The 19216-nt window shown below is 67.7% G+C and carries 21 protein-coding genes; 4 read left to right on the top strand and 17 right to left on the bottom strand.

What is annotated here, in order from left to right; genetic code table 11:
* Positions 1 to 17 precede the first annotated feature (17 nt).
* The 3 genes from CKO28_RS00345 to CKO28_RS00335 are packed head-to-tail and all read right to left on the bottom strand — an operon-like array spanning position 18 to position 3321.
* A complete protein-coding gene (locus tag CKO28_RS00345) occupies positions 18 to 2309 on the bottom strand; it encodes an AAA family ATPase (RefSeq protein WP_200338528.1) in 2292 nt (763 codons plus the stop codon).
* A 50-nt stretch (positions 2310 to 2359) separates the two neighbouring features.
* Complete coding sequence (locus CKO28_RS00340) at positions 2360 to 2668, bottom strand: ATP-dependent Clp protease adaptor ClpS (protein WP_200338526.1); 309 nt, start codon at positions 2666 to 2668, stop codon at positions 2360 to 2362.
* 20 nt (positions 2669 to 2688) lie between these two features.
* The gene (locus CKO28_RS00335; RefSeq protein ID WP_200338524.1) at positions 2689 to 3321 is read right to left on the bottom strand and encodes a uracil-DNA glycosylase family protein; all 633 of its coding nucleotides are present in this window, start codon (positions 3319 to 3321) and stop codon (positions 2689 to 2691) included.
* 322 nt (positions 3322 to 3643) lie between these two features.
* Here CKO28_RS00335 and CKO28_RS00330 point away from each other — a divergent pair, with 322 nt between their 5' ends.
* Positions 3644 to 5047 carry a MucR family transcriptional regulator gene (locus CKO28_RS00330; protein WP_200338522.1) on the top strand — a complete coding sequence of 468 codons (1404 nt, stop codon included), beginning with the start codon at positions 3644 to 3646 and terminating at the stop codon, positions 5045 to 5047.
* Positions 5048 to 5152: 105 nt separating this feature from the next.
* Here CKO28_RS00330 and CKO28_RS00325 read toward each other — a convergent pair whose 3' ends face one another.
* Positions 5153 to 6556 (bottom strand): exonuclease domain-containing protein, encoded by a 1404-nt coding sequence (locus tag CKO28_RS00325; protein ID WP_200338520.1) that lies wholly within the window; start codon positions 6554 to 6556, stop codon positions 5153 to 5155.
* Positions 6557 to 6882: 326 nt separating this feature from the next.
* On the opposite strand from CKO28_RS00325, the gene CKO28_RS00320 reads away from it, so the two are divergent.
* On the top strand, positions 6883 to 8067 hold the full coding sequence (locus CKO28_RS00320) for a hypothetical protein (RefSeq protein WP_200338518.1): 1185 nt from the start codon (positions 6883 to 6885) through the stop codon (positions 8065 to 8067).
* Between the two features lie 175 nt (positions 8068 to 8242).
* On the top strand, positions 8243 to 9574 hold the full coding sequence (locus tag CKO28_RS00315; protein ID WP_200338516.1) for a pentapeptide repeat-containing protein: 1332 nt from the start codon (positions 8243 to 8245) through the stop codon (positions 9572 to 9574).
* Positions 9575 to 9583: 9 nt separating this feature from the next.
* Here the strand turns inward: CKO28_RS00315 and CKO28_RS00310 are convergent, their stop codons facing one another.
* From CKO28_RS00310 to CKO28_RS00250, 13 genes are all read right to left on the bottom strand, one after another.
* Complete coding sequence (locus CKO28_RS00310) at positions 9584 to 10036, bottom strand: hypothetical protein (RefSeq protein ID WP_200338514.1); 453 nt, start codon at positions 10034 to 10036, stop codon at positions 9584 to 9586.
* Positions 10033 to 10695, bottom strand: a complete 663-nt coding sequence (gene tmk, locus CKO28_RS00305; protein WP_200338512.1) for a dTMP kinase — start codon at positions 10693 to 10695, stop codon at positions 10033 to 10035. Before tmk ends, CKO28_RS00310 begins: the two co-directional genes overlap by 4 nt.
* Before the next feature lie 73 nt (positions 10696 to 10768).
* Positions 10769 to 11041: a hypothetical protein gene (locus tag CKO28_RS00300; RefSeq protein ID WP_200338510.1), complete on the bottom strand. Its 273-nt coding sequence runs from the start codon at positions 11039 to 11041 to the stop codon at positions 10769 to 10771.
* Positions 11042 to 11161: 120 nt separating this feature from the next.
* Positions 11162 to 11593, bottom strand: coding sequence for a hypothetical protein (locus CKO28_RS00295; protein ID WP_200338508.1), 432 nt, complete (start codon positions 11591 to 11593; stop codon positions 11162 to 11164).
* A gap of 229 nt (positions 11594 to 11822) precedes the next feature.
* The gene (locus tag CKO28_RS00290) at positions 11823 to 12143 is read right to left on the bottom strand and encodes a DUF5983 family protein (RefSeq protein ID WP_200338506.1); all 321 of its coding nucleotides are present in this window, start codon (positions 12141 to 12143) and stop codon (positions 11823 to 11825) included.
* Between the two features lie 5 nt (positions 12144 to 12148).
* Entirely contained in the window at positions 12149 to 12469 is a 321-nt protein-coding gene (locus CKO28_RS00285; protein ID WP_200338503.1) for a DUF5983 family protein, read from the bottom strand.
* Positions 12470 to 12504: 35 nt separating this feature from the next.
* Positions 12505 to 13248, bottom strand: coding sequence for a hypothetical protein (locus tag CKO28_RS00280; RefSeq protein WP_200338501.1), 744 nt, complete (start codon positions 13246 to 13248; stop codon positions 12505 to 12507).
* Positions 13249 to 13292: 44 nt separating this feature from the next.
* A complete protein-coding gene (locus CKO28_RS00275) occupies positions 13293 to 14009 on the bottom strand; it encodes a hypothetical protein (protein ID WP_200338499.1) in 717 nt (238 codons plus the stop codon).
* Between the two features lie 80 nt (positions 14010 to 14089).
* Positions 14090 to 14788, bottom strand: coding sequence for a DNA polymerase III subunit epsilon (gene dnaQ, locus CKO28_RS00270; RefSeq protein WP_200338497.1), 699 nt, complete (start codon positions 14786 to 14788; stop codon positions 14090 to 14092).
* Between the two features lie 174 nt (positions 14789 to 14962).
* A complete protein-coding gene (locus tag CKO28_RS00265) occupies positions 14963 to 15313 on the bottom strand; it encodes a hypothetical protein (RefSeq protein ID WP_200338495.1) in 351 nt (116 codons plus the stop codon).
* Positions 15314 to 15339: 26 nt separating this feature from the next.
* Positions 15340 to 16020 (bottom strand): HD domain-containing protein, encoded by a 681-nt coding sequence (locus tag CKO28_RS00260; protein ID WP_200338493.1) that lies wholly within the window; start codon positions 16018 to 16020, stop codon positions 15340 to 15342.
* Positions 16021 to 16112: 92 nt separating this feature from the next.
* The gene (gene dut / locus CKO28_RS00255; RefSeq protein ID WP_200338491.1) at positions 16113 to 16592 is read right to left on the bottom strand and encodes a dUTP diphosphatase; all 480 of its coding nucleotides are present in this window, start codon (positions 16590 to 16592) and stop codon (positions 16113 to 16115) included.
* A gap of 185 nt (positions 16593 to 16777) precedes the next feature.
* Positions 16778 to 17665: a thymidylate synthase gene (locus CKO28_RS00250; protein ID WP_200338489.1), complete on the bottom strand. Its 888-nt coding sequence runs from the start codon at positions 17663 to 17665 to the stop codon at positions 16778 to 16780.
* A 465-nt stretch (positions 17666 to 18130) separates the two neighbouring features.
* Here CKO28_RS00250 and CKO28_RS00245 point away from each other — a divergent pair, with 465 nt between their 5' ends.
* On the top strand, positions 18131 to 19084 hold the full coding sequence (locus CKO28_RS00245) for an IS1595 family transposase (RefSeq protein WP_200338487.1): 954 nt from the start codon (positions 18131 to 18133) through the stop codon (positions 19082 to 19084).
* Positions 19085 to 19216: the final 132 nt, after the last annotated feature.

Here is a 19216-nt window from a genome sequence, read left to right as displayed (position 1 = left end):
GGCGAGGGTGTGGCGGCTCAGGCCGGCACCGCCTCGTCCTGGCGGGTCTTCGCGGCGGGTGTCCTGACCGCCTCCGGCTGGACGACGATCTCGTCGCCTTCGACCCGGATTTCGACCAGGCTGCCGGCTGGCAGATCACCGAACAGCAGCAACTTCGATAGCGGACGCTTGACCTGGCGCTCGAAGACCCGGCCGAGCGGACGGGCGCCCTTGGCGCTGTCGTAGCCGAGATCGGCCAGGCGGGTGCGCGCCGCGTCGCTCGCGGTCAGCCGGATCTCGCGATCCGACAGCTGGCTCTCCAGGCCCGCGATCAGCTTGTCGACGATGCGCTCGGTGGTCGCCCGCGTGATCGGCCCGAACCGGACGATCTCGTCGAGCCGGTTGCGAAACTCGGGTGAGAACAGAGCTTCCAGCTCGCGGTCCGCGGCCTCCTCCGCCTCGGCCTGCGGATCGCGCGGGACCAGGCCCATCGGGGCGGTGTCCTGGGCGACCACACCGGCGTTGGTGGTCATGATCAACATCACGTTCCGGAAGTCGACGACCCGTCCGGTGCCGTCCGTCAGCGTGCCGTAGTCCATGACCTGCAGCAGGGCGTTGAACAGGCTCGGGTGAGCCTTCTCGATCTCGTCGAGCAGCAGCAGGCAGTCGGGCTTCTCCGAGACGGCCGTGGTCAGCAGGCCGCCGTTGTCATAGCCGATGTAGCCCGGCGGCGCGCCGATCAGCCGGCTCACCGAGTGGGCCTCCATGTACTCGCTCATGTCGAAGCGGACCAGCGGGATCTCGAGGCTGAGCGCCAGCTGGCGCGCCAGCTCGGTCTTGCCCACGCCGGTCGGGCCGGCGAACAGGTAGCTGCCGATCGGCTTCTCGTGGTCGCGCAGGCCGGCACGGGCGGTGTGCACCGCGTCGGTGACCGTCGTGATCGCCGGGACCTGGTCGAACACGGCCTCGCTCAGCCGGGCCGGGAGCTGCTCCAGGCGGTTGCGCTCGTCGGAGCTGGTGCTCGCCGTCTCGATCCGGGCGACCTCGGAGACCAGCGCCTCGATGTCGGCCTTGTCGATCTCAGTCTCGCCGGCCAGGCGCGCGCGGGCGCCGGCCTCGTCGATCAGGTCGATCGCCTTGTCGGGCAGGCGGCGCTGGCGGATGTGCTTGGCCGACAGCTTCACGGCCGCCTCGAGGGCCTGCGGGCTATAGCTCACCTTGTGGTGGCCCGCATAGCGGCTCTCCAGGCCGCGCAGGATCGCCAACGCGTCCTCCTCGCTCGGCTCGTCGACCGACACCGGCTGGAAGCGCCGCGACATCGCCGCGTCCTTCTCGAAGTACTTCCGGTACTCGGTGTGCGTGGTTGCCCCCAGGCAGCGCAGCTCCCCGCGGGCGAGCGCCGGCTTCAGGATGTTAGCGGCGTCGAGCGATCCGTGGTTGGCCGATCCGGCGCCGATCAGGGTGTGGATCTCGTCGATGAACAGGATCGCGTTGGGCTGCTGCGAGATCTCGGTGATCACGCTCTTCATGCGGCTCTCGAAGTCGCCGCGGAAGCGCGTGCCCGCCAGCATCGCGGTCAGGTCGAGGGCGTAGACCTGCGTGTCGCCCGCCAGCTTGAGCGCCAGACCCTCGGCGATCGCGGTCTTGCCGACGCCGGGGTCGCCGACCAGGACCGGGTTGTTCTTGGTCCGCCGCGACAGGATCCTGAGCGCCCGGGCGATCTCGACCTCGCGGCCGATCGCCGGGTCGATCCGGCCCTCCGCCGCACGGCGCGAGAGATCGATGCAGTAGCTCTCCAGCGCCGAGCCGGTCGCCTTAGTGTCGTCCTCCGGCTCACCGCCGGCCGGGGCCGTTGTCTGGCCACGGGAGGAGACCACCTGACGGGCGACGCCGTTGCGCGCACGCATCTTCTGGAAGCCGGCGAGCAGCGTCTGCTGGCTGAGGTCGTGGTTCTGCAGGATGTAGACGGCGTGCGACTGCTTCTCGTGGAACAGGGCCAGCAGGAGCGAGCAGGGATCGATCTCCTGCAGGCCGAGTCCCTCGACGGCCATGTTCGCGTACTCCATCACTCGCTGGTAGGGCTCGGAGGGCATGACCATGCGCGATTCGACGGTGACCTGGCTGACCGGAAGCTCGCGGTCGAGGTAGTCCATGACTTCGTCGGACATCTGCTCGACGTCGGCGCCGGCAAGCTCGATCAGCTCGCGCGCACTCTGCGTCGTCAGCAGGGCCAGGAGCAGGTGTTCGAGCGTGATCGTCTCGTGATCCTTGTCGATCGCGAGGCGCTCGGCTTGCTGGACGGTCTGGCTGGCTTCTTGGTTCAGGCTCATGTGTAAGTGCATCCTATGGATGGTTCGTTGAAAATCCGTTGCCCGGGCCGCTACTCGGGGGAGATTTCGCAGCGAAGCGGGTAGCCGTTCTGCTGGGCGGCGCGATGGACCTGCGCGGTCTTGGTCTCAGCGATCTCGTGCGGGTAGAGACCGACCGGCGCGCGGCCGCTGTTGTGAATGGAGAAGGTTGTCGCGATCGCTTCCTCGCGATCCTTCTGGAAGACGCGCTGCAGCAGATCGATGACGAACTCGGCGGGCGTGAAGTCGTCGTTCAGCATGACGACCACGTAGCGCTGGGGCCGCTTGGGCCGGGTCTTCTCGATCGGCCGGCGGACCGGGGTCTGGACGTCCTGGGTCATTGCTGGATCCTCTGTGAAATTCAGCCGCGGGCGAGGTGCCAGGCCTGGCGGATGTGGTCCGTCCAGGCCGCCTCGAGCGCCGGGTCGTGTTTCCGGCCGATGAAGGAGGGGTGGTAGGTAACCATGACCTGCCCCTGGCAGACCTCTGTCGGTTGCCACGCGCCGGCCAGCTTGGTGACGCCGCCCGCCCGGCCGGTGAGGGCCCAGAGCGCGGTATTACCGAGCGCGACGATCGCGGCGGGCTTGTATTGGCGGAGCAGGTCCCAGAGGTGCCGGACGTCCGCATCGTGCGGATGGATGACGTAGCCCGCGGGCGCCGGCCAGAAGTCGGTGTTGATGTCGAGGCCATCATTTGCAGCCCGGCGGCGGGTCGCGAAGAAGCAGCCGATGCGGTTCTTCTCCGGGCGGTAGCGGAACGGGTTGGCGACCAGGCAGGTGCCGCGATCCACGCCGGCCGCCTCGAGCGCACGGTCGAACCGCCGGCCCGCGTCGCCGACCAGCGGACGGCCGCCGATCACCTCATCGCGTCCCGGTGCCTCGGCGATCAGCGCCAGGCCCGAGAAGGCCCCGTCCGGCAGTTGCGCCTCGACCGGGCCACCGATCGCACCCGGCGGAAAATCGGTCGGGGTCATACCGGGAAGGGTCATCGTCATGGTCTGGGCTCGCCGTTTTCGAGGGTGGGTGCTGGTTTGAAAATGGGTTCGTAAACCGGTCCTGGCGCGTCGATTGTGCAGCGCCCTGCCGGTTCTCGCGCCCACAAATAGGTAGCTTCGATCGGAAATACACTATCCAAGAGGCAAATCATTTCACAAAGGTGTATTATGACTGTGTCCCGCTTGCCGAACGGGCCGTTTTGTCCGATTATCCAGGCGACGTCCGTTGAACGACCGCGTCCACGGCGCCGTCCCGAGCGTTGCCGTGCGCGGCCGCAAGGGTAATGCAGCGATCAGAGACGCGTGAGGAGCAAGGCAGGAAATGGCGAATACGAAGGCGAACAAGAGCAGTGGCCAGAGCCCCGCGCATTGGCTGACCGAGCGCGTCCTGGAGCTCGTGCAGGACCAGCTCAGGCACGGCAAGATCGACCTCAAGGAGTTGCCCAAGGCGATCCGCGACACCACCGATGCGCTGATCGAGACCGAGCAGCAGGCGCGCCGACTGGACGATGCGGCCACGGCCGCGACCCAAACACAGGAGGTCAGCCAGCCGGCCGCGCAAGCCGGAGCGGCAGTTGCGGCGCCGGCCCGGCCGCCGATGACCGCGCGCACCGCCTCGCCGGAGACCGGCTGGATGCTGCAGCCCGGCACCAAGGGGCCGCAGCGCCCGCCCTATGACCCGGCGGTTGATCCCAAGGAGTCGATCCAGGAGGACTACCTCATCTGTCTTGAGGACGGTAAAAAGCTCAAGATGCTGAGGCGGCACCTCGACGCGGTGTTCGGCATGACCCCCGCGCAGTACCGTGAGAAGTGGGATCTGCCGGAGGACTATCCGATGGTGGCGCCCAGCTACTCGCGTCTGCGTAAGCGGATCGCGCAGGACGTCGGCTTCCAGACAACCGAGGTGGCCAGCCGCGGCGGCAAACAGAGTCAGGCGCGTCGGCTCGCACAGCAGGCGGCCGCAGGTCAGGCGGCGGCCGCCGGCGGGGGCGGTAAGCAGGCCGGATCCGGGGCGACCGCTAAGTCCAGCCAGTCGGCCTCAGCCAAGACCGGCGGCGCCAAGGCCGCGACCACGGCCAAGTCCTCCGAGGCGAAATCCGGCGGCACGAAGTCTGGTTCTGCGAAGTCGGGTTCGGCGAAGTCTGGGAGCGGCCAGGCCGCCACGGCCAAGACCGGGGCCAGCAAGTCTGCCGGCAGCAAGTCGCAGGGGGCCAAGTCGCAGGGCGCCAAGTCGGGCGGCGGCACGACCACGGAGGCCAAGTCCGGGGGCGGCGCGCAGGCGTCGAAGGGCCAGGCGGCAGCCAGCAAGGGCACAGGCGGCAAGGCTTCCGGCGGCAAGGCCGCGGGTGGATCGGCGACGAAGGGCGGGACGTCGAAAGGCGGGACCGCGAAGAGCGGCGGGTCGAGTGCAGACAACGCGGCGGCTTCCGGAACCAAGACAACCGCCCAGAAGGCCACGGGGACGAAGGCCACGGGCACGAAGGCAACCGGCACGAAAACCGCCGCCAATGCGGGAAAATCCGCAGCCACGGAGACCAAGACCAAGTCCGCCGATGGGAAGGCGAGCGGGACCGGAGCCACCAAGGGTGCATCCGGCACCAAGGGCGCGAAGGCCGCCGCAACGAAGTCCGGCGGCACCAAAGCGGCCGGCAAGTCGACCGGCAAGGCGGGCGGCAGCAAGTCCGGTGGTGCCAAGGGCGGTGGCAAGAAGGCCGCGAGCGCTTAGACCTGCCCAGACAGCGGGCAAGATGAGGCTGAAAGGCGCGCCGGCCTCTCAGCACCCTGCCCGGTTTCGGTGTCAGCGCGGTCTTCTGCCCGGGATTGAGACGGCTCAGGCGGCCAGAACGGCCTGAGCCGCCGCTTCCTGCTCGTCGAGCCAGGTCTCGATGCGGGCCCGGAGTTCCGGGTCGTCGACCTGGGCCAGCCCGGCCCGCGCCGAAGCGAAGGTCTCCCACGGCAGGTCGGCCTCGGCTGGCGGCATCAGTCGGTTTTCGAGCATCCCGCGCTTGACCTTGTCGCGGTAGGCCGGGTCGAAGACCTGCGGGGCCTCGCTCATCAGGATGCGCACGCCCAGCTGCTTCATCCGGGAATCCTGCAGCCGGGCAACGATGTCCTTGCGCTGCGGCCAGCTCGCCGCCTCGTGGAACTCGCGCATCAGCCGTTCGTCATCGCGCGACGGGAAGCCGTCGTAGATCTTGGCCTCGAGGTGCGGGGCCGCCTCGAATTCGCTCGCCCGGATGCTGAGCGCCTCGGCAACGCGGATCTTGAAGGTCGGGTGATCGTTGATCGCCATGAGACGCGCGTTCGACTCGCCGGACGTGACCTCCGCGGTGACCTCCGGGGCCAGCTTGTCGCCCTCGTGGAAAAGCACCGGCTGGCTGTTGGTCTTGACCGTCCGCAGGATGCGGAAGTCGGTCCTCATCCGCTCCGCGATCTGGCGCGCGGATAGGTTGAGGTAGGGCGTGGGATCGACCGAGAGATCGAACACGCAGACCTGCTTTGGGTTGGTCGGGTTGGACGCCAGCCGGGTCACCAGGTGCGTCTCGGACACGCCGAAGTGGGTGACGAGCTTGCAGGTGGGCGCGCTCAGGATCTCGTCGCATCCGCGCGGCTGGCAGAGCTTCAGCAGGTGCTCCCAGAGCTCGGGGCTGGCCTGCTGGCAGACCTTGGCCATGAAGGCGGTGGCGTAGATGTCGCCCAGCGCGTCGTGGGCCTGCATGTTCTCGAAGCCGTTGGCAGGGGCGATGTGCTCCAGGCGGAAGCTGTCCTTGCCCTCGTCGTTCTTCGGGATCACGAACGCGCCCGGCTGGCAGGCGCTGTAGGCGCGCATCATGATCAGCAGATCCGCGCGCATGGAGCCCTTGGTGTTGGTGATGTAGGGGTGGAGCAGGTTGCTCCAGAACATCTGCCGGACGATCTCCTCGTCGAAGTCGATCGAGTTGTAGCCGAGAAAGACCGCAGGCGCCCATCGCTGGAAGGTCTCGTGCACCTCCACCGCGAACTCGTACGGGCTGTAGTGCTCCGGGGAGTCCAGCGAGTAGGGGTCGATGTTGGTGACCTCGAGCGCTTTCGGGCCAGGCAGCACGTAGGGCAGCCGGCGCGCGCGGATGTTGAGCTGATCGACCTGCGCGAAGCTGTCATCCGTCAGGATGCCGGCCAGCTGGAAGATCTGATCGTAGCGCGGCCGCGGCCCGCTGGTCTCGCTGTCGTAGATCGCGTACTTGCGCTCGGTCATGTCCAGTCCCTTTTATCGCATTTCAGGCCGGGCCGGCCAGTCATCGCGCCCTTGATGGACGATCAGGGGCGATGATGGACGGTCCTGGACTGCGCGCCGCGCCCGCCAGGCGCGCGGCGGGTGACAGCTGTCACTTTCCGACCGGAGGTGGGTCTTTAGGGTACGCTTTGGCGGCGCCGGCGGAAATTCGTGAACCATTTATCAAGAACGACACCACTATTCCCCATAAGGACGTATCGGCGGCGGTCGCCGCGCGTGCCACGCGCCGGCTGACGATCTCCGCCTTTGCTGGAACGCCGCCCTCGCGAAATCATGGAGCGCACGTGATGAAGAACCTGCTGAGCGCCACGCTGGTCGCCGCCACCCTCGGGCTCGGGCTGGGCCTCGGCCTGGCTGCCGCCCCGGCGGCTGCTTCCGACACGCTCGAGAACTCCCAGGTCTGGTCCGAGGCGGAGGGCTCGGTGAGCGACCTCGTCGAGCATCGCTCGGAAGAGGACTTCGCCGCGGAGGCCAGCGCGAGCGAGGCACGCCAGCGCCGGCTCGACGCGCTGATGGCGGAAGCTGCCGACATCCTGTCGACCTCAGAGGTGGTGGATGAGCGCGCCCGCCTGGAAACGATCCGCGAGCAGATCCGGGCGGCGCGCAACCGGATCGACGACTACCGTTTCAAGATGGCGAGCGCGCCCGAGCCGGCCGAGGGCACCATGAGCGCCCTAATGGAGCGCTTCACCGAGATCGTCCGGCCGACCAAGGACACCTACCGCGAGCACATCGCCTCGGAGAAGGAGGAGATCGCCGAGCTCAAGACCGAGGCGGCTGAGGTGAAGGGGGCCTTCGCAGAAGGGTTGCGCGGGCTCGGTGTCACGCTCTCCGATGCTCAGGTCGAGGGCCTGCTGTCGATGGCGACGGCGGAGGACATCGTCGAGATCCTGGCGATGGTCGAGAACCTGAAGGACATCAACACCCAGCTGCAGCGCTCCACGGTGAACACCGGGGAGAGCCTGGAAGTGGCCAAGCGCTACTACGGAATCCACACGGTCATGCTCGAGGTTGCCGCGTTCATGCACGAGGAGTTCGTGCACAAGGTCAACTCGACCTACCTCGCGAAGCTGCGCACGATCACCCAGGAGACGCGCACGGTGCAGGCGGAGGCGCGCGAGATGCTGCGCCGGGAGCGTGACCCGGGCCTGCGCAAGGTGCTGGAGAACAACGTCAAGTCGCAGGACCTGACGCTGCGTACCGCGGCGATCTACCGCGATCGCCTGATCGAGCAGCGCGATTCCATCCGCGAGGCGCTGAGCCGCCTGAACAACCGGGTCGACGTGGCGCGCAACACCTACCGGACCGCCCAGCTGGCCAGCGACCTAATCAACATGCTGCGCTCTTCCGACGAGAGCTTCGAGGCGATCATGAAGCTCGATCTGCCCGACCTGCGTCCGTTCGAGAACCTGGAGCTGCAGCGCGAGTTCGATCGCCTGACCCGTGAGCTGGAGGGGGCGCCGTCGTCGTAGGCGGCCACCGTGTTGACGGGTGGCAAAGGGCGGGGACCTTCGGGCCCTGCTCTTTACGTGTCGTGACGACCGATCTCATAGACAGAAATAGGTAATTCCATAACCGTACTTTAACGTCGAGGCGGCTAGCGTCGACCCGGTAATCGGAACCGGCTAGCGTTGCGGAGGTCGCTCGATGACGGACATGGAGGGGAATGAGTGGATATCAATCAACCAACAGGAGTGCGACGATCTGCTGGACCGGCATGAGCGATGGCTAAAAAAGAGCCTCAATGGCCAGCGTTTACACGCCGTTTTTTACGATCTACAGGGGTTTGATCTCCGCGGGCGTGACCTTACAGAAGCAGAGCTAACCGGGTCGGTTCTTCATCTGGGCAATCTAGAAGGTTGTGTGCTCAGGCGGACAGTATTGTTCGGTTGCGACCTTCGTTCAGCCTCGATGAACTTCTGCGACCTGCGCGGGGCTGATCTCCGCGGGGCGTCGCTTCGCGGGGCTCAGCTGAATGATGCTCGGCTTGCCGGCGCGGACATCCGGCAGGCGACGCTCGGGCGCGTGGATCGACAAGGCGACATGCAATTCATCAGTCGAAACCAGGCCGGTCTTGACCTGACGCTGATCATTGCCCAGCGCGCGGACCTCTCAGGGGCGATCCTGTCCGATGGGGTCGTCGTCCAGGCCGACTTCACGGATGCGAACCTGTCCGGCGTCGACTTCAGCAACGCCGATCTGCAGAACGCGGTCCTCGTCGGGGCGAACGTCTCAGGCGCCAATCTTGCCGGGGCGAAGCTCCGCGGCGCGACGCTGACCGGCGCCAATCTCACGGACGCCGCGATCGACGGCGCCGACTTCATGGAAGCGGACGTGCGCGGCGCGGTGATGCCGCCGGCCATGCTGCAGCGCCCCGAGCTGGCTTATGCCACCAAGGTTCGGCAGAGCGCTAACCTGCTGGCCAAGCTGCCAGAGATCCGAACGCAGCACGCCCTATGGGTGATGTCTTCTTCGGCGGAGGGACGCCGCGCCAACTTCGGCGATCAGGATCTGAGCGGGGTCGACATGACCGGCGCGAACCTGGCCACGGCGGTGTTCCGCCGCGCAATTCTTCGGCACGGGACCTTCAACGACGCCAAGATGTCGGCCTGCGATCTATTCGCGGCGGATCTTTCCTTCGCCCATCTCGAAAGGGCGCATCTCGAGGGGGCGAACCTTCAGCGCGCGACCCTGAGTGGCGCGAGGCTGCGAGGCGCCCGTTTAGGGGTGATCGACAACGTCGGTTCGACCAGACGGACCTATCCCGCAAATCTCGAGCGCGCGAAGCTCGATGGCGCGGACCTGTCGGGCTGTGATCTGCGTGGGGCCAGGATGGCGGGTGCGGATCTGCGTGGTGCGATCCTCGACGGCAGCTACCTTCAGGGAGCGGATCTCGAAGACGCTCTGCTGGAAGATGCGTCGACGGAAGGCGCGGTCTTCTCGGGTCCGGGCGCCGAGGTCGATCGCCTGACTGCCTGAGCGACGGGTCTAGGTGCGCTCGCTCAATCGCTCGCGAAGCAGGGAGATCTCCTCGGCAAGCCAGGCGTCCCGGTGTACGGCCGCCATTTCCGCGCGCGCCGGGTCGCGCGCGACCAGCTGGTCGATCCAGTTGAGTTCCGCCGCGTTCAGGGCGACGATCCGGGCGTCCGGCAAGCTGTCCGTGTCGAGTAGCTCGGCCGCCGGCGCCATCCCGAGGATGTCCAGCACCTGATCCATCGGGGAGTCCGGCGGGCCGGCGAGCACGACCAGATGACGCAGATCGCGCGGCCGATCGCCGGCAGGCTCCGGTTCGGCGACGACGGCGCCCAGCTCGGCGCCGGTCAGGGTCGCGATCGCGTGCGCCAGGAAGTGACAGTCCTGGCTCAGGTAGCGCTCGATCACGTCTTGTGGCGGCAGCGGCCGGGCGGCGTCTGCCGCCTCCCGGGGCGCCGGGGCGCTCATGCCGCGGCGATGCGCCGGTTCTCGATCAGGCGCAGGACGGCGGCCTCGATCTGATCGGCGATCGCCTCGATGGATTGCAACGCATCGACCACCAGGTAGCGCTCCGGGGCCGCGGCGGCGCGGTCGCGGTAGCACTGCGCCTTGCGCTCGTGGAAAGCGATGTCCGCGCTCTCGAAGCGGTCCTCGAGCGAGCCGGTGTCGGCGATCCGGCCCAGGGCCCGCTCCAGCAGGGTGCGTACCGGGCCATCCAGCAGGATGGTGAGGTCCGCCTGGGCGTCGTCGCACAGCTCGCGGTGGAGGGCCGCGATGGTCTCCATCGAGCAACCCTCGCCACTGCCTTGGTAGGCGAACGTGCTGTCGACGAAGCGGTCCGAGATCACGATCCGCCCAGCCGCCAGGTGCGGATACACCAGCGTCTCCAGGTGCTCGGCACGCGCCGCGGCGAACAGGCCGAGGCCGGTCTTGGGGTGCATCTTGTCCATCGAGCCGCGCAGCAGCAGGTCGCGGATTTCCTCCGCGAACGGTGTGCCGCCGGGCTCGCGGGTCGGGACCACGTCCAGACCGCGCGCCTTCAGGCGCTCAACGAGGATGTCGCGCTGACTGCTCTTGCCGGAGCCGTCACCGCCTTCGAATACCAGGAATAGGCCGTTTTGAGACATGCTGGGCGCTCCCGCGCGGTAGATGCAGGTGGATAGGGGATCGGTCGACGTGGCCGCCTGGGCGACCCAGCGATCAGCGGAAGGTGACGTCGGTCTTCCAGATCTCGTAGGCGGCAGCGATCTCGGTCTTTGCCTGGTCGATCTCTTCCGCGGACAGCGGACGATCGTTCGGCCAGGCCGCGCCGGTCAGGGTGATCGTGTCGCGGCGTACGGGCGCCTGCTCGACGCTGCGCTCGAGGATCACGCCCATGTCGGGGGTGAGCCAGAGCAGGCGGCCGTCGGGCTGGATCTGAACGACGGTACCGCCGTCCTGGACGCTGTAGTCGGTCGTCTGGATGAAAGGCATGGCCTGTTCCTGATGCACTGCGGGCCCGGAGTCCCAGCTACCGGAGTCCCAATGAGAAGATGGGACCGCATCAGGAAGATGGCCGTCGAATGTTTAAGCCGGAGTTGTCGCGGCCGGCGATCAGGCCGGTAGCGCGGGCGCGGCGTAGGCCTTGCCCCGGAAGCTCGCGCCGAGCTCGGCGAGGAGGCGCTCCAGGCGCCGCAGCGTGGCGGCGATCGGGTCGAGGTCGCTTGGCACGCCGTGCGTTTCGCAGGTCCGGCTGAGGCGCTGGTGTTCCGCCGCCGCGGCCGTGCGGGCGTCGTAGATCTGCCGGCAGGTGAGGGCGCGGGCGTCGCTCGTCAGCGCGAGTTCGAGCGCGTTCAGGCGGCGGACCTCCTGCAACGCCGCCTCGCGGCTGAGCGCCGTGCGCGCGATTTCGCCATTGGCCTCGACGAGGTAGGTGGTGCCGAGCTCGCCGCGACCCGGACGGATCGCGTACTCGCTTCCCGCGGCGTTGACGGCCCGCGCGACGCCGTCGGCGTCGCGCGACCAGTTGAGGACGATGTCGTGCATGCTCCCATGGCCGGCGGGGTCGCCGGCTCCTGTGATTGAAAGGGTGGTCTTATCCCTGCGAGAGAGGAGGCGGGGCTGACGCGCGGGCCCCGCTTACGATCGGGTGCCGCGCGGCAAGTGACCCGCCGTGCTTATCCCAGTTGCCGTGTTCGTTCTCGCCGGAAGGCGTCGATGATCGGGCGGTGGCACCGTCGTTCCACGCAGGCCTGCGTCTGGGCATGGGCACCCGTCACCAGCGATGGGTCGGCAGGCTCGGATCGACGTCGGCGTCGCCGTCGAGGATCAGGAAGGCGCAGCCTCGGGCGGATGCCGCCTCCACGACGTTACAGAACGCCAGCGAGAAGCCCTGCCGTCGCGCGGCCCGGATGTGCTCCATCAGATCGGCCGGATCGGGCAGCTTGAGGAAAACGCCGTAGGGATCGTCGACCGGGCCGCGGGAGTCCAGGATGAACGGGCAGGTGTCGGGCTTCTTCAGGTGGCGGATCAGCCCCTGCATGTCGCCCTGCTCGACGTGGGACGAGGAGAGCTCAAGGGCGCGGACGATCGGCATGGTGCTTACCCGTGTTCGAAGGTGGGGAGGCCGGCCTCCTCGTCGGCGTCGCAGTCCAGGCACAGCGCCTCGCAGCCGCGTGCCCGCGCGTTCGCGAGCAGGTCGGTGAAGGCATCAGAGTAGCCGGCCTTACGGAGCTCCTGGGCCGTGTCGGCGAGAGCGTCCTCGGTCGGGACGTTGATCCAGAAACCGTATTCGCCGCGCGTGTCGACGGCGACGGGCCCACGTTCGCCGCCGCCAGGCGGCCTGATGTGGGATTCCAGCAGAGCGAGGTCGCTCGACTTCACGTGCGAGGTTGAGAGGTCGAGGGTGCGAACGATGGGCATGTATCGGCATCCCGGTCTGGTGGGTGATCGCGGCGTCAGTCCGTCTCTGGCGCGGCCGGCGCCATGGTCTCAGGAGCGTCCTCGCCCGGCCTCACGGGGCCGACCCTGGGCCGGCTCGGTGGCGGGGTCGTGAGATGGGCGATGATCTCCGCATCGTGCTCGGGGTCTTCGCCGACCAGATGCGGGACGCCGGTGAGCATGCCGGCGGCCCAGCGCCAGTCGAGCACGCAGATGCCGTCGCCCTCGGCGGCGAGCCAGCTGAGCGGCGTCCGGAAGACCGGGAGCGGTCGCTCGAACAGCTGGGCATCGTGGATCTCGCTCATGCCCAGCACGAGACCGCTCTCCCCGCACCGCGTGTAGAGGTCATCCGGGGCGTCGGTGCGGTAGGCGATCAGGTCGATCAGCGCGGCCGGCTGCAGAGGCTCGACCCAGAGCGAGGGAGTCACGCTCGCGTAGACCGGCTGGATCAGCATCCGCTCGCCTTCGCCCTCGAGCTCGGCGAAATGGAACAGCCTCCCCTCGGTGACGACACGGGCCGGACGCGGGGTGCCGCAGAGCGTGATCGCCCGGAAGGAGACGCCCAGCTCCGCCATGCGTGCGAGGCCGCGCTGGCCGTAGCGGGGCGGAACCCGGTCCCATTCTGCCTGCAGCCAGCTGTCGACGAACATCGACGCGGCGGCCGGCAGCAGGTCCTGTCCGGTATCGGCATCGCCGTGGTGGCCGTTCCCGGGTGGATCTCCGGAGAGATTTACCCGTACCGGCGCGAGGGAAGCGGTCATCGGTCGTTCCGGGTGGCCCCTGGCCGAGACCGCCGGGCCGGCGCTCAGGCAGGGTCGTTGCTGTCTTCACGCAGGGTCGCGGCGGCGACATCGACGGTGGCCTGAGCAGTCTCGTCCGCCGATGTCGGGCGCGCACCGGTTTCGTCGGCCGCCGGGGCGGCGGCCTCCGGCTGATCGCCCTGCTCGCCGGCTGCTGCGGCGGCGGCCACCTGGATCAATGCCTGGCGGGACTGGGCGAGCGTCTCGATCTGGCTGGCGCTCGGCTCCAGGCCGACCACCTGCATGGCGCGGACGGCCTCTTCGGCGCGCCCGAAGCTCATCGCGGCGTCCAGCAGCGGATCTCCGGTGTTGGGCGGGCCATCCTCGGCCTCCTCCATGAACACCGAGTCATCCAGGTCCTCGAGACCGCAGGTGAGGTTGCGTGCGTCATCCAGCACCTGCCGGGCGAGCAGGTCCTTGCCCTGGCTGGCGAGATCGCTCTCGCCGTGCTGGATCAAGGTGGGCACGCAGCCGTCGACGAACTCGAGCAGCTGGCCGATCAGCCAGTCCCGGCTAATGTCCTCTGCCGGCGCCGGCATGCCGACCACATCATCCGGCGTACCGGCTTGTGGGATCGGGCCCGGGCCCGAGAGGGCGTCCAGGGTGACGAGCCCGGCGGGCGGTGGCGCTGGGCTCGCCTCCCCGTGGTCCGGCGTGTCGTTGGCGGGCGTGTACAGGGCGGCGAGGCCGAGTGCGGCGGGCAGGGCGGTGGACTGGCTCACGGCAGATGATCCTTGGTCGCGTGGTGCGGCGCGCTTGTCTCCGCGGCCGCGTGTGGGCTGTGCGGGCGCGGACGACCGCGTCAGGCGTTGTTCCACACGGAATTTGGGATCTTCTTGTCGATGAAGGCCTGATGCGCGGCGATTTCCTCCGCGCTGGCGCGGTGCACGCGGGGCGTGCGGTCGGGGCGCGCGGCCCAGTTGCGCGTGGCCGAGCGCGTCTCTTCCTCGACCGCGAGGTCGAGCGCGCGTTGACGGCCGCCCTTGAGCTCGATGTAGACCTCGGCGAGCAGCTCGGAGTCCAGCAGTGCGCCGTGCAGCTTCCGGTGAGCGTTGTCGATCTTGAACTTGGAGCAGAGGGCGTCGAGGCCGAGCTTCGCGCCGGGGAAGCGCTTGCGGGCGAGCTCCAGCGTGTCGATCGCGCGCTCGTCCGGGATCGGCGACAGGTCGGTGCGCCCGAACTTCTCGATCAGCCTGCGGATCTCGGCGTTCAGGAAGCCCATGTCGAAGCGCGCGTTGTGCGCGACCAGGGGCGCGTCGCCGATGAACGCGAGGATCCGGTCGACGTGCTGGTCAAACGGCTTCTCGTCGCGCAGCCGGTCCATCGTTATGCCGTGGACCCGTTGCGCCTCCTCGTGGATCTCCACGGTTGGGCGGATGTAGAGATGCAGCTGCTCGCCGGTCAAGACGTCATCCACCATCTCGACCATGCCGATCTCGATGATCTGGTCATGGTTGGGATTGGTTCCGGTGGTCTCCGTATCCCAGATGATCTCGCGCATCTCGTTCTCGCTTTCTTCGACTCTCGATCGGGGCCGACGGCTGTCGGCAGCTGGGGTGCGTCAGGAAACGCCCGCGACCCAGCCGCCCAGCCGTGCTGTCCGGTAAGACTTCATCCAGCGCCCCACTGACCCGAAGGTGGGGCCGCTGGCTTTCCGCTGGGGAGCAGCGCGCTTTCAGGCGGCAAAGCGCCGGTGATCGGCGGCTTGCTGTGCCAGCAGGTGCTCGTGCCAACGGCCAAGGACCTCTGCGGCCTGCTGCCCGCCCGCGGCGAGCCGGCCCTGCTCCTCGCGGATCAGGGGCGCGAGCTCATCCAGGGTCCGGCAGCGGTCGCCGCCCGGCAGGATGTTGACGACCGTCAGGGCGCCACTGGGATCGAGGTTGGCCATCAGGCCGGCCTCGATCTGCGCCTGCAGCCACATCCGCAGGCCGATCGGGGCATCGCTTTCGGGATCCAGGGAGGCCTGCAGCATGTCGTCCAGCAGGCGGTCACTCTCCGGGAGGCAGGTGGGGTTGTAACGCGGCATGGCGGGGCTCCTCTATGCGTCGGGATTCACACGACCCGCTCGGACCGGCCGCGGAAGTCGGCCGGCGACAAGCCGGTGATCTCCTCGAAGCGCGCCAGGAACGCGTCACGCGCGGTGCGCCAGTCCCAGCCCTGAATCGCGATTTCCGGGATCTGGGTGATCTCCGCGGGAATGACCTCGCGGGTGCAGATCGGTGCGCGGAACAGCGCCCGGTCCTCGGCCAGGTTCATCGCGTGATCCAGCCGGGCGACCGGCGCGGGCATCTCTGCGGGCAGGGCGAAGCGGCCGAGCACGACCTCGGCGTTGAGCGCCTCCAGCCGCGCGTAGGCGGGGTTATCAAGCTTGACCGGACGCGGCAGGTCGGTCAGGCAGAACTCCGGGCCGTCGTGCAGCAGTGCGTGCAGCGCGTAGGCCGCCGGGACGATCCGCGACAGGTGCACCGAGTGCTCGGCGACCGAGTAGTAGACGCGGGTCGCGCCGGCGAAGCGGGTCTGCATGCTCAGGTGATGTGCGATGTCGAGCAGGTCGACGTCGCACATCCGCGGTGCGCGGGCGAAGTAGCGGCCGCCCGAGTAGGTTCGCTGAAACACCGTGTCGGGATCGGGGGCGGCGAGCTCGCGGGTGATGCGGGCCTCGATCGCTGGCAGGGTGGCCTCGATCTGTGCTGCGATGCTGCGCACGGCATCGGGCGCGGCTGTCACGCTCATGGGGGGGTCTCCGGGAATGCGGGCGCGGGCCGCGCGGCCCGGGCAAGGGGCCACGCGGCCGTCGGCCGATCTGAGAAATGCGGGATGGTGGATCAGGCGGCCGTCGGCGTACCCACGCCGCTTGAGCCGAACCCACCGGCACCGCGCACGCTTTCGGTCTCGAAGTCCGTCACCAACCGCAGGGTGGCGCGCTTGACCGGCAGGATCACGAGCTGGGCGATGCGGTCGCCCGGCTGCACGGTGATCGGCTCACCCGTCGGGTTGCGGTTCCAGGCGGAGACGAAGATCTGTCCCTGGTAGTCGGCGTCGATCACGCCGGTACCGTTACCCAGAACCAGGCCTTTCTTGTGGCCGAGGCCGCTGCGCGGATAGATCATCGCGACGTAGCCGGGGTCGCCGATGTAGGCGGCGATCCCGGTCGGGATGAGCACGGCCGGAGCCTGCGGGGCGACCGTCTCCGGCGCGTCGATCGCGGCATAGAGGTCGAGGCCGGCAGCCATGTCGCTGCCGTAGGCGGGAAGGCCCCAGTCACGGACCTTGGGATTGAGTATCTTGACCTGGACGTCGATCATCCCGGCATCTCCTTCGAAACAACGGTCCTTGCGAGCGTTCTGATCACGGTGAGGACCGTTTATCTGCACGCGAATGGGAGATGGGAGCGAAAAACGGCGCCTGTCTTGGGACAGGCGCCGTTTTCGTCTGGTTTCGGTTCGCGCGTGTGGGGCCGGCCGTTGCGGCCGGACGGAGATGCGGCGGGTTAGACCGCGACCTTGGCCTTGATGGCCTCGTGCGGCGCGTAGCCCTCGATCAAGAAGTCCTCGCGGGTGTAGCCGAAGATGCTGTCCGGCTTTCGGGCGAAGCTCAGCTTGGGAAGCGGGCGCGGCTCGCGGCTCAGCTGTTCCTCGACCTGCTCCCAGTGGTTGGAGTAGAGGTGCACGTCCGCCCCGACCCAGACGATCTCGCCCGGCTCGTAGCCGGTCTGATGCGCGATCATGTGGGTCAGGAAGGCGAGCGAGGCGATGTTGAACGGCACACCCAGCAGGGTGTCGCAGGAGCGCTGGTAGAGCGCTGCGTTCAGCCGGCCGCCGATGGTCGAGAACTGGTATAGGACGTGGCAGGGGACCAGCGCCATGTCCGGCAGGTCTGGGACGTTCCAGCCGGAGAACAGGATCCGGCGCGAGTTCGGGTCGGTCTTCAGGGTGTCGACGACGCTCTGGATCTGGTTGTGCTTCTCGCCGTCCATGCCTTCCCAGGCGACCCACTGCTTGCCGTAGACCGGGCCGAGGTCGCCCCAGCTCTTGGCGAAGCGGTCGTCCTCGGCGATCCACTGCTCGAACATCTGCTTGCTGACCTCAGAGCCGGTCGTCTTGTTGTAGCGGGCGAGCGGCCAGTCGGTCCAGATCGAGACGCCCTGCTGGACCAGCGGCTGGATGTTGGTGTCGCCGGTCAGGAACCAGAGCAGCTCAGCGAGCACGCCCTTGGTGAAGACGCGCTTGGTGGTCAGCAGCGGGAAGCCGTTCGCGAGGTCGTGGCGGATCGTGCGCAGCCAGAGCGAGCGGCAGCCCACACCGGTGCGGTCGCCCTTGTCGACGCCGTTGTCACGGATCTCGCGCAGCAGGTTCAGGTACTGGGTCTCAAAGTCCATCGAGTGGCTCCTTGATGCGGGTGTGTTGTGCATTGGCGGAGATGGGTTCGGCGCTTCTTGGATGCGTCGGGGTCACGGGATCGCCGCGCGCCTTCTCATTTGCGCGATCAAACAAAAATGCCCGTCCGGGCGCGGGGCGCGCCTGGAACACGGCGTCCCGCGTCCGGACGGGCCTCTTGGGTGGCCTTCCTGCTACTTAAGCTCGTTTAATGAGTTACGAAGGCGACAAACACAGCCCGGTGTGCGGCGGTGCATCGCCGAGCCGAGGTTGGGGTCGAGAATAGCGGCGAGGCGCGGCTACACGACAAAGGGGGCGGCATAGCAGCCTATGACGCCCTCAAGAACACCCTCTAAAGACCACCATTTACACTTCATAAACGGCTCATCCCGTTGGCTCAGGTGCGGCTACATGTTGTGCCGAAAAGGCTTGACCTGAGACCGGCAGCGCCTCGAATGTAGCGGGCTATGGCCGCCCGCTGGAACAAAGAGAGCCGACCGACCGCGCTCACTGATTTCAACGCCCGGTTCCCGGACGACGACGCCTGCGCACACGCGCTGGCGACGCACCGGTGGCCGGACGGTTTCGTGTGCCCGCATTGCGATGGCGAAGGCTGGCGCCTGCGGAGTAAGCGGCACACCTGGCAATGCAAGGCGTGCGACAAGCAGACCTCGGTCACCGCTGGCACGGTGATGTACCGGAGCAAGATCCCGCTGCGCAAGTGGTTTCTGGCCGCACACCTGGTGGTCACCCACTCCAACGGCATTTCGGCCATGCAGCTCTGGCCGGCCGTCGGACTGAACTCGTACAAGGATGCCTGGCTGCTGCTGCAGAAGATCCGGCGGGCAATGGTGAACCCGGATCGCGATCCGCTCACCGGCACCGTGGACGTCGACGAGGCGTCACTGCCGTTCCGCCGCAATACCTATCCGGTCCCTGGCGGCCAGGGCCGCAGCGCTCTCGGCAAGATGCTGCTGGTCGGCGCCGTGGAAATCCGCGACATCGAGCGACACGGCCTGCCGACGACCATGCCGGGGCGCATCCGCCTTGCAACGATCCCGAACTACAATCGCCCGACCTTGCACCGGTTCATCGGCAGCACGATTGAGCCGAACAGCTTGGTCGTCAGCGACGGTCTGCCCGCCTACCGCGAACTCCAGGACCATGGCCACAGACCGATCGTCATCGGATCTATGGCGGCGCACATCGTGCTGTCCTGGATCCACCGGGTCTTCGCCCAGCTGAAACGGTGGGCGCTCGGCGTCTACCACGGCCTGCGGCCGAAGCACCTGCAGGCGTATCTCGATGAATTCGTGTTCCGCTGGAACCGAAGGCGCCTGCGTAAGAGCTCTCTCGACACTCTGCTCGACATCGTCGGCGTGAGCCAGCCCGCGCCGTACAAGCTAATCATTGGAGCTTGACAACACCCTTGGATTGAACCTTCCCAGAGGCGGGCATCACCCCCATATACAAGCCAGGGGCAAGGCATTGCACACCAATCCTTAATGGCGCTGCCCTCCAATATGTGATACCCATGACCCATGAGCAGAAAC

This window comes from Rhodovibrio sodomensis, assembly GCF_016583645.1.
In the GTDB taxonomy this organism is placed as follows: Bacteria; Pseudomonadota; Alphaproteobacteria; order Kiloniellales; family Rhodovibrionaceae; genus Rhodovibrio; species Rhodovibrio sodomensis.
Note: the sequence above shows the minus strand (reverse complement) of the source record. Positions and strands in the feature narration are given on the sequence as shown.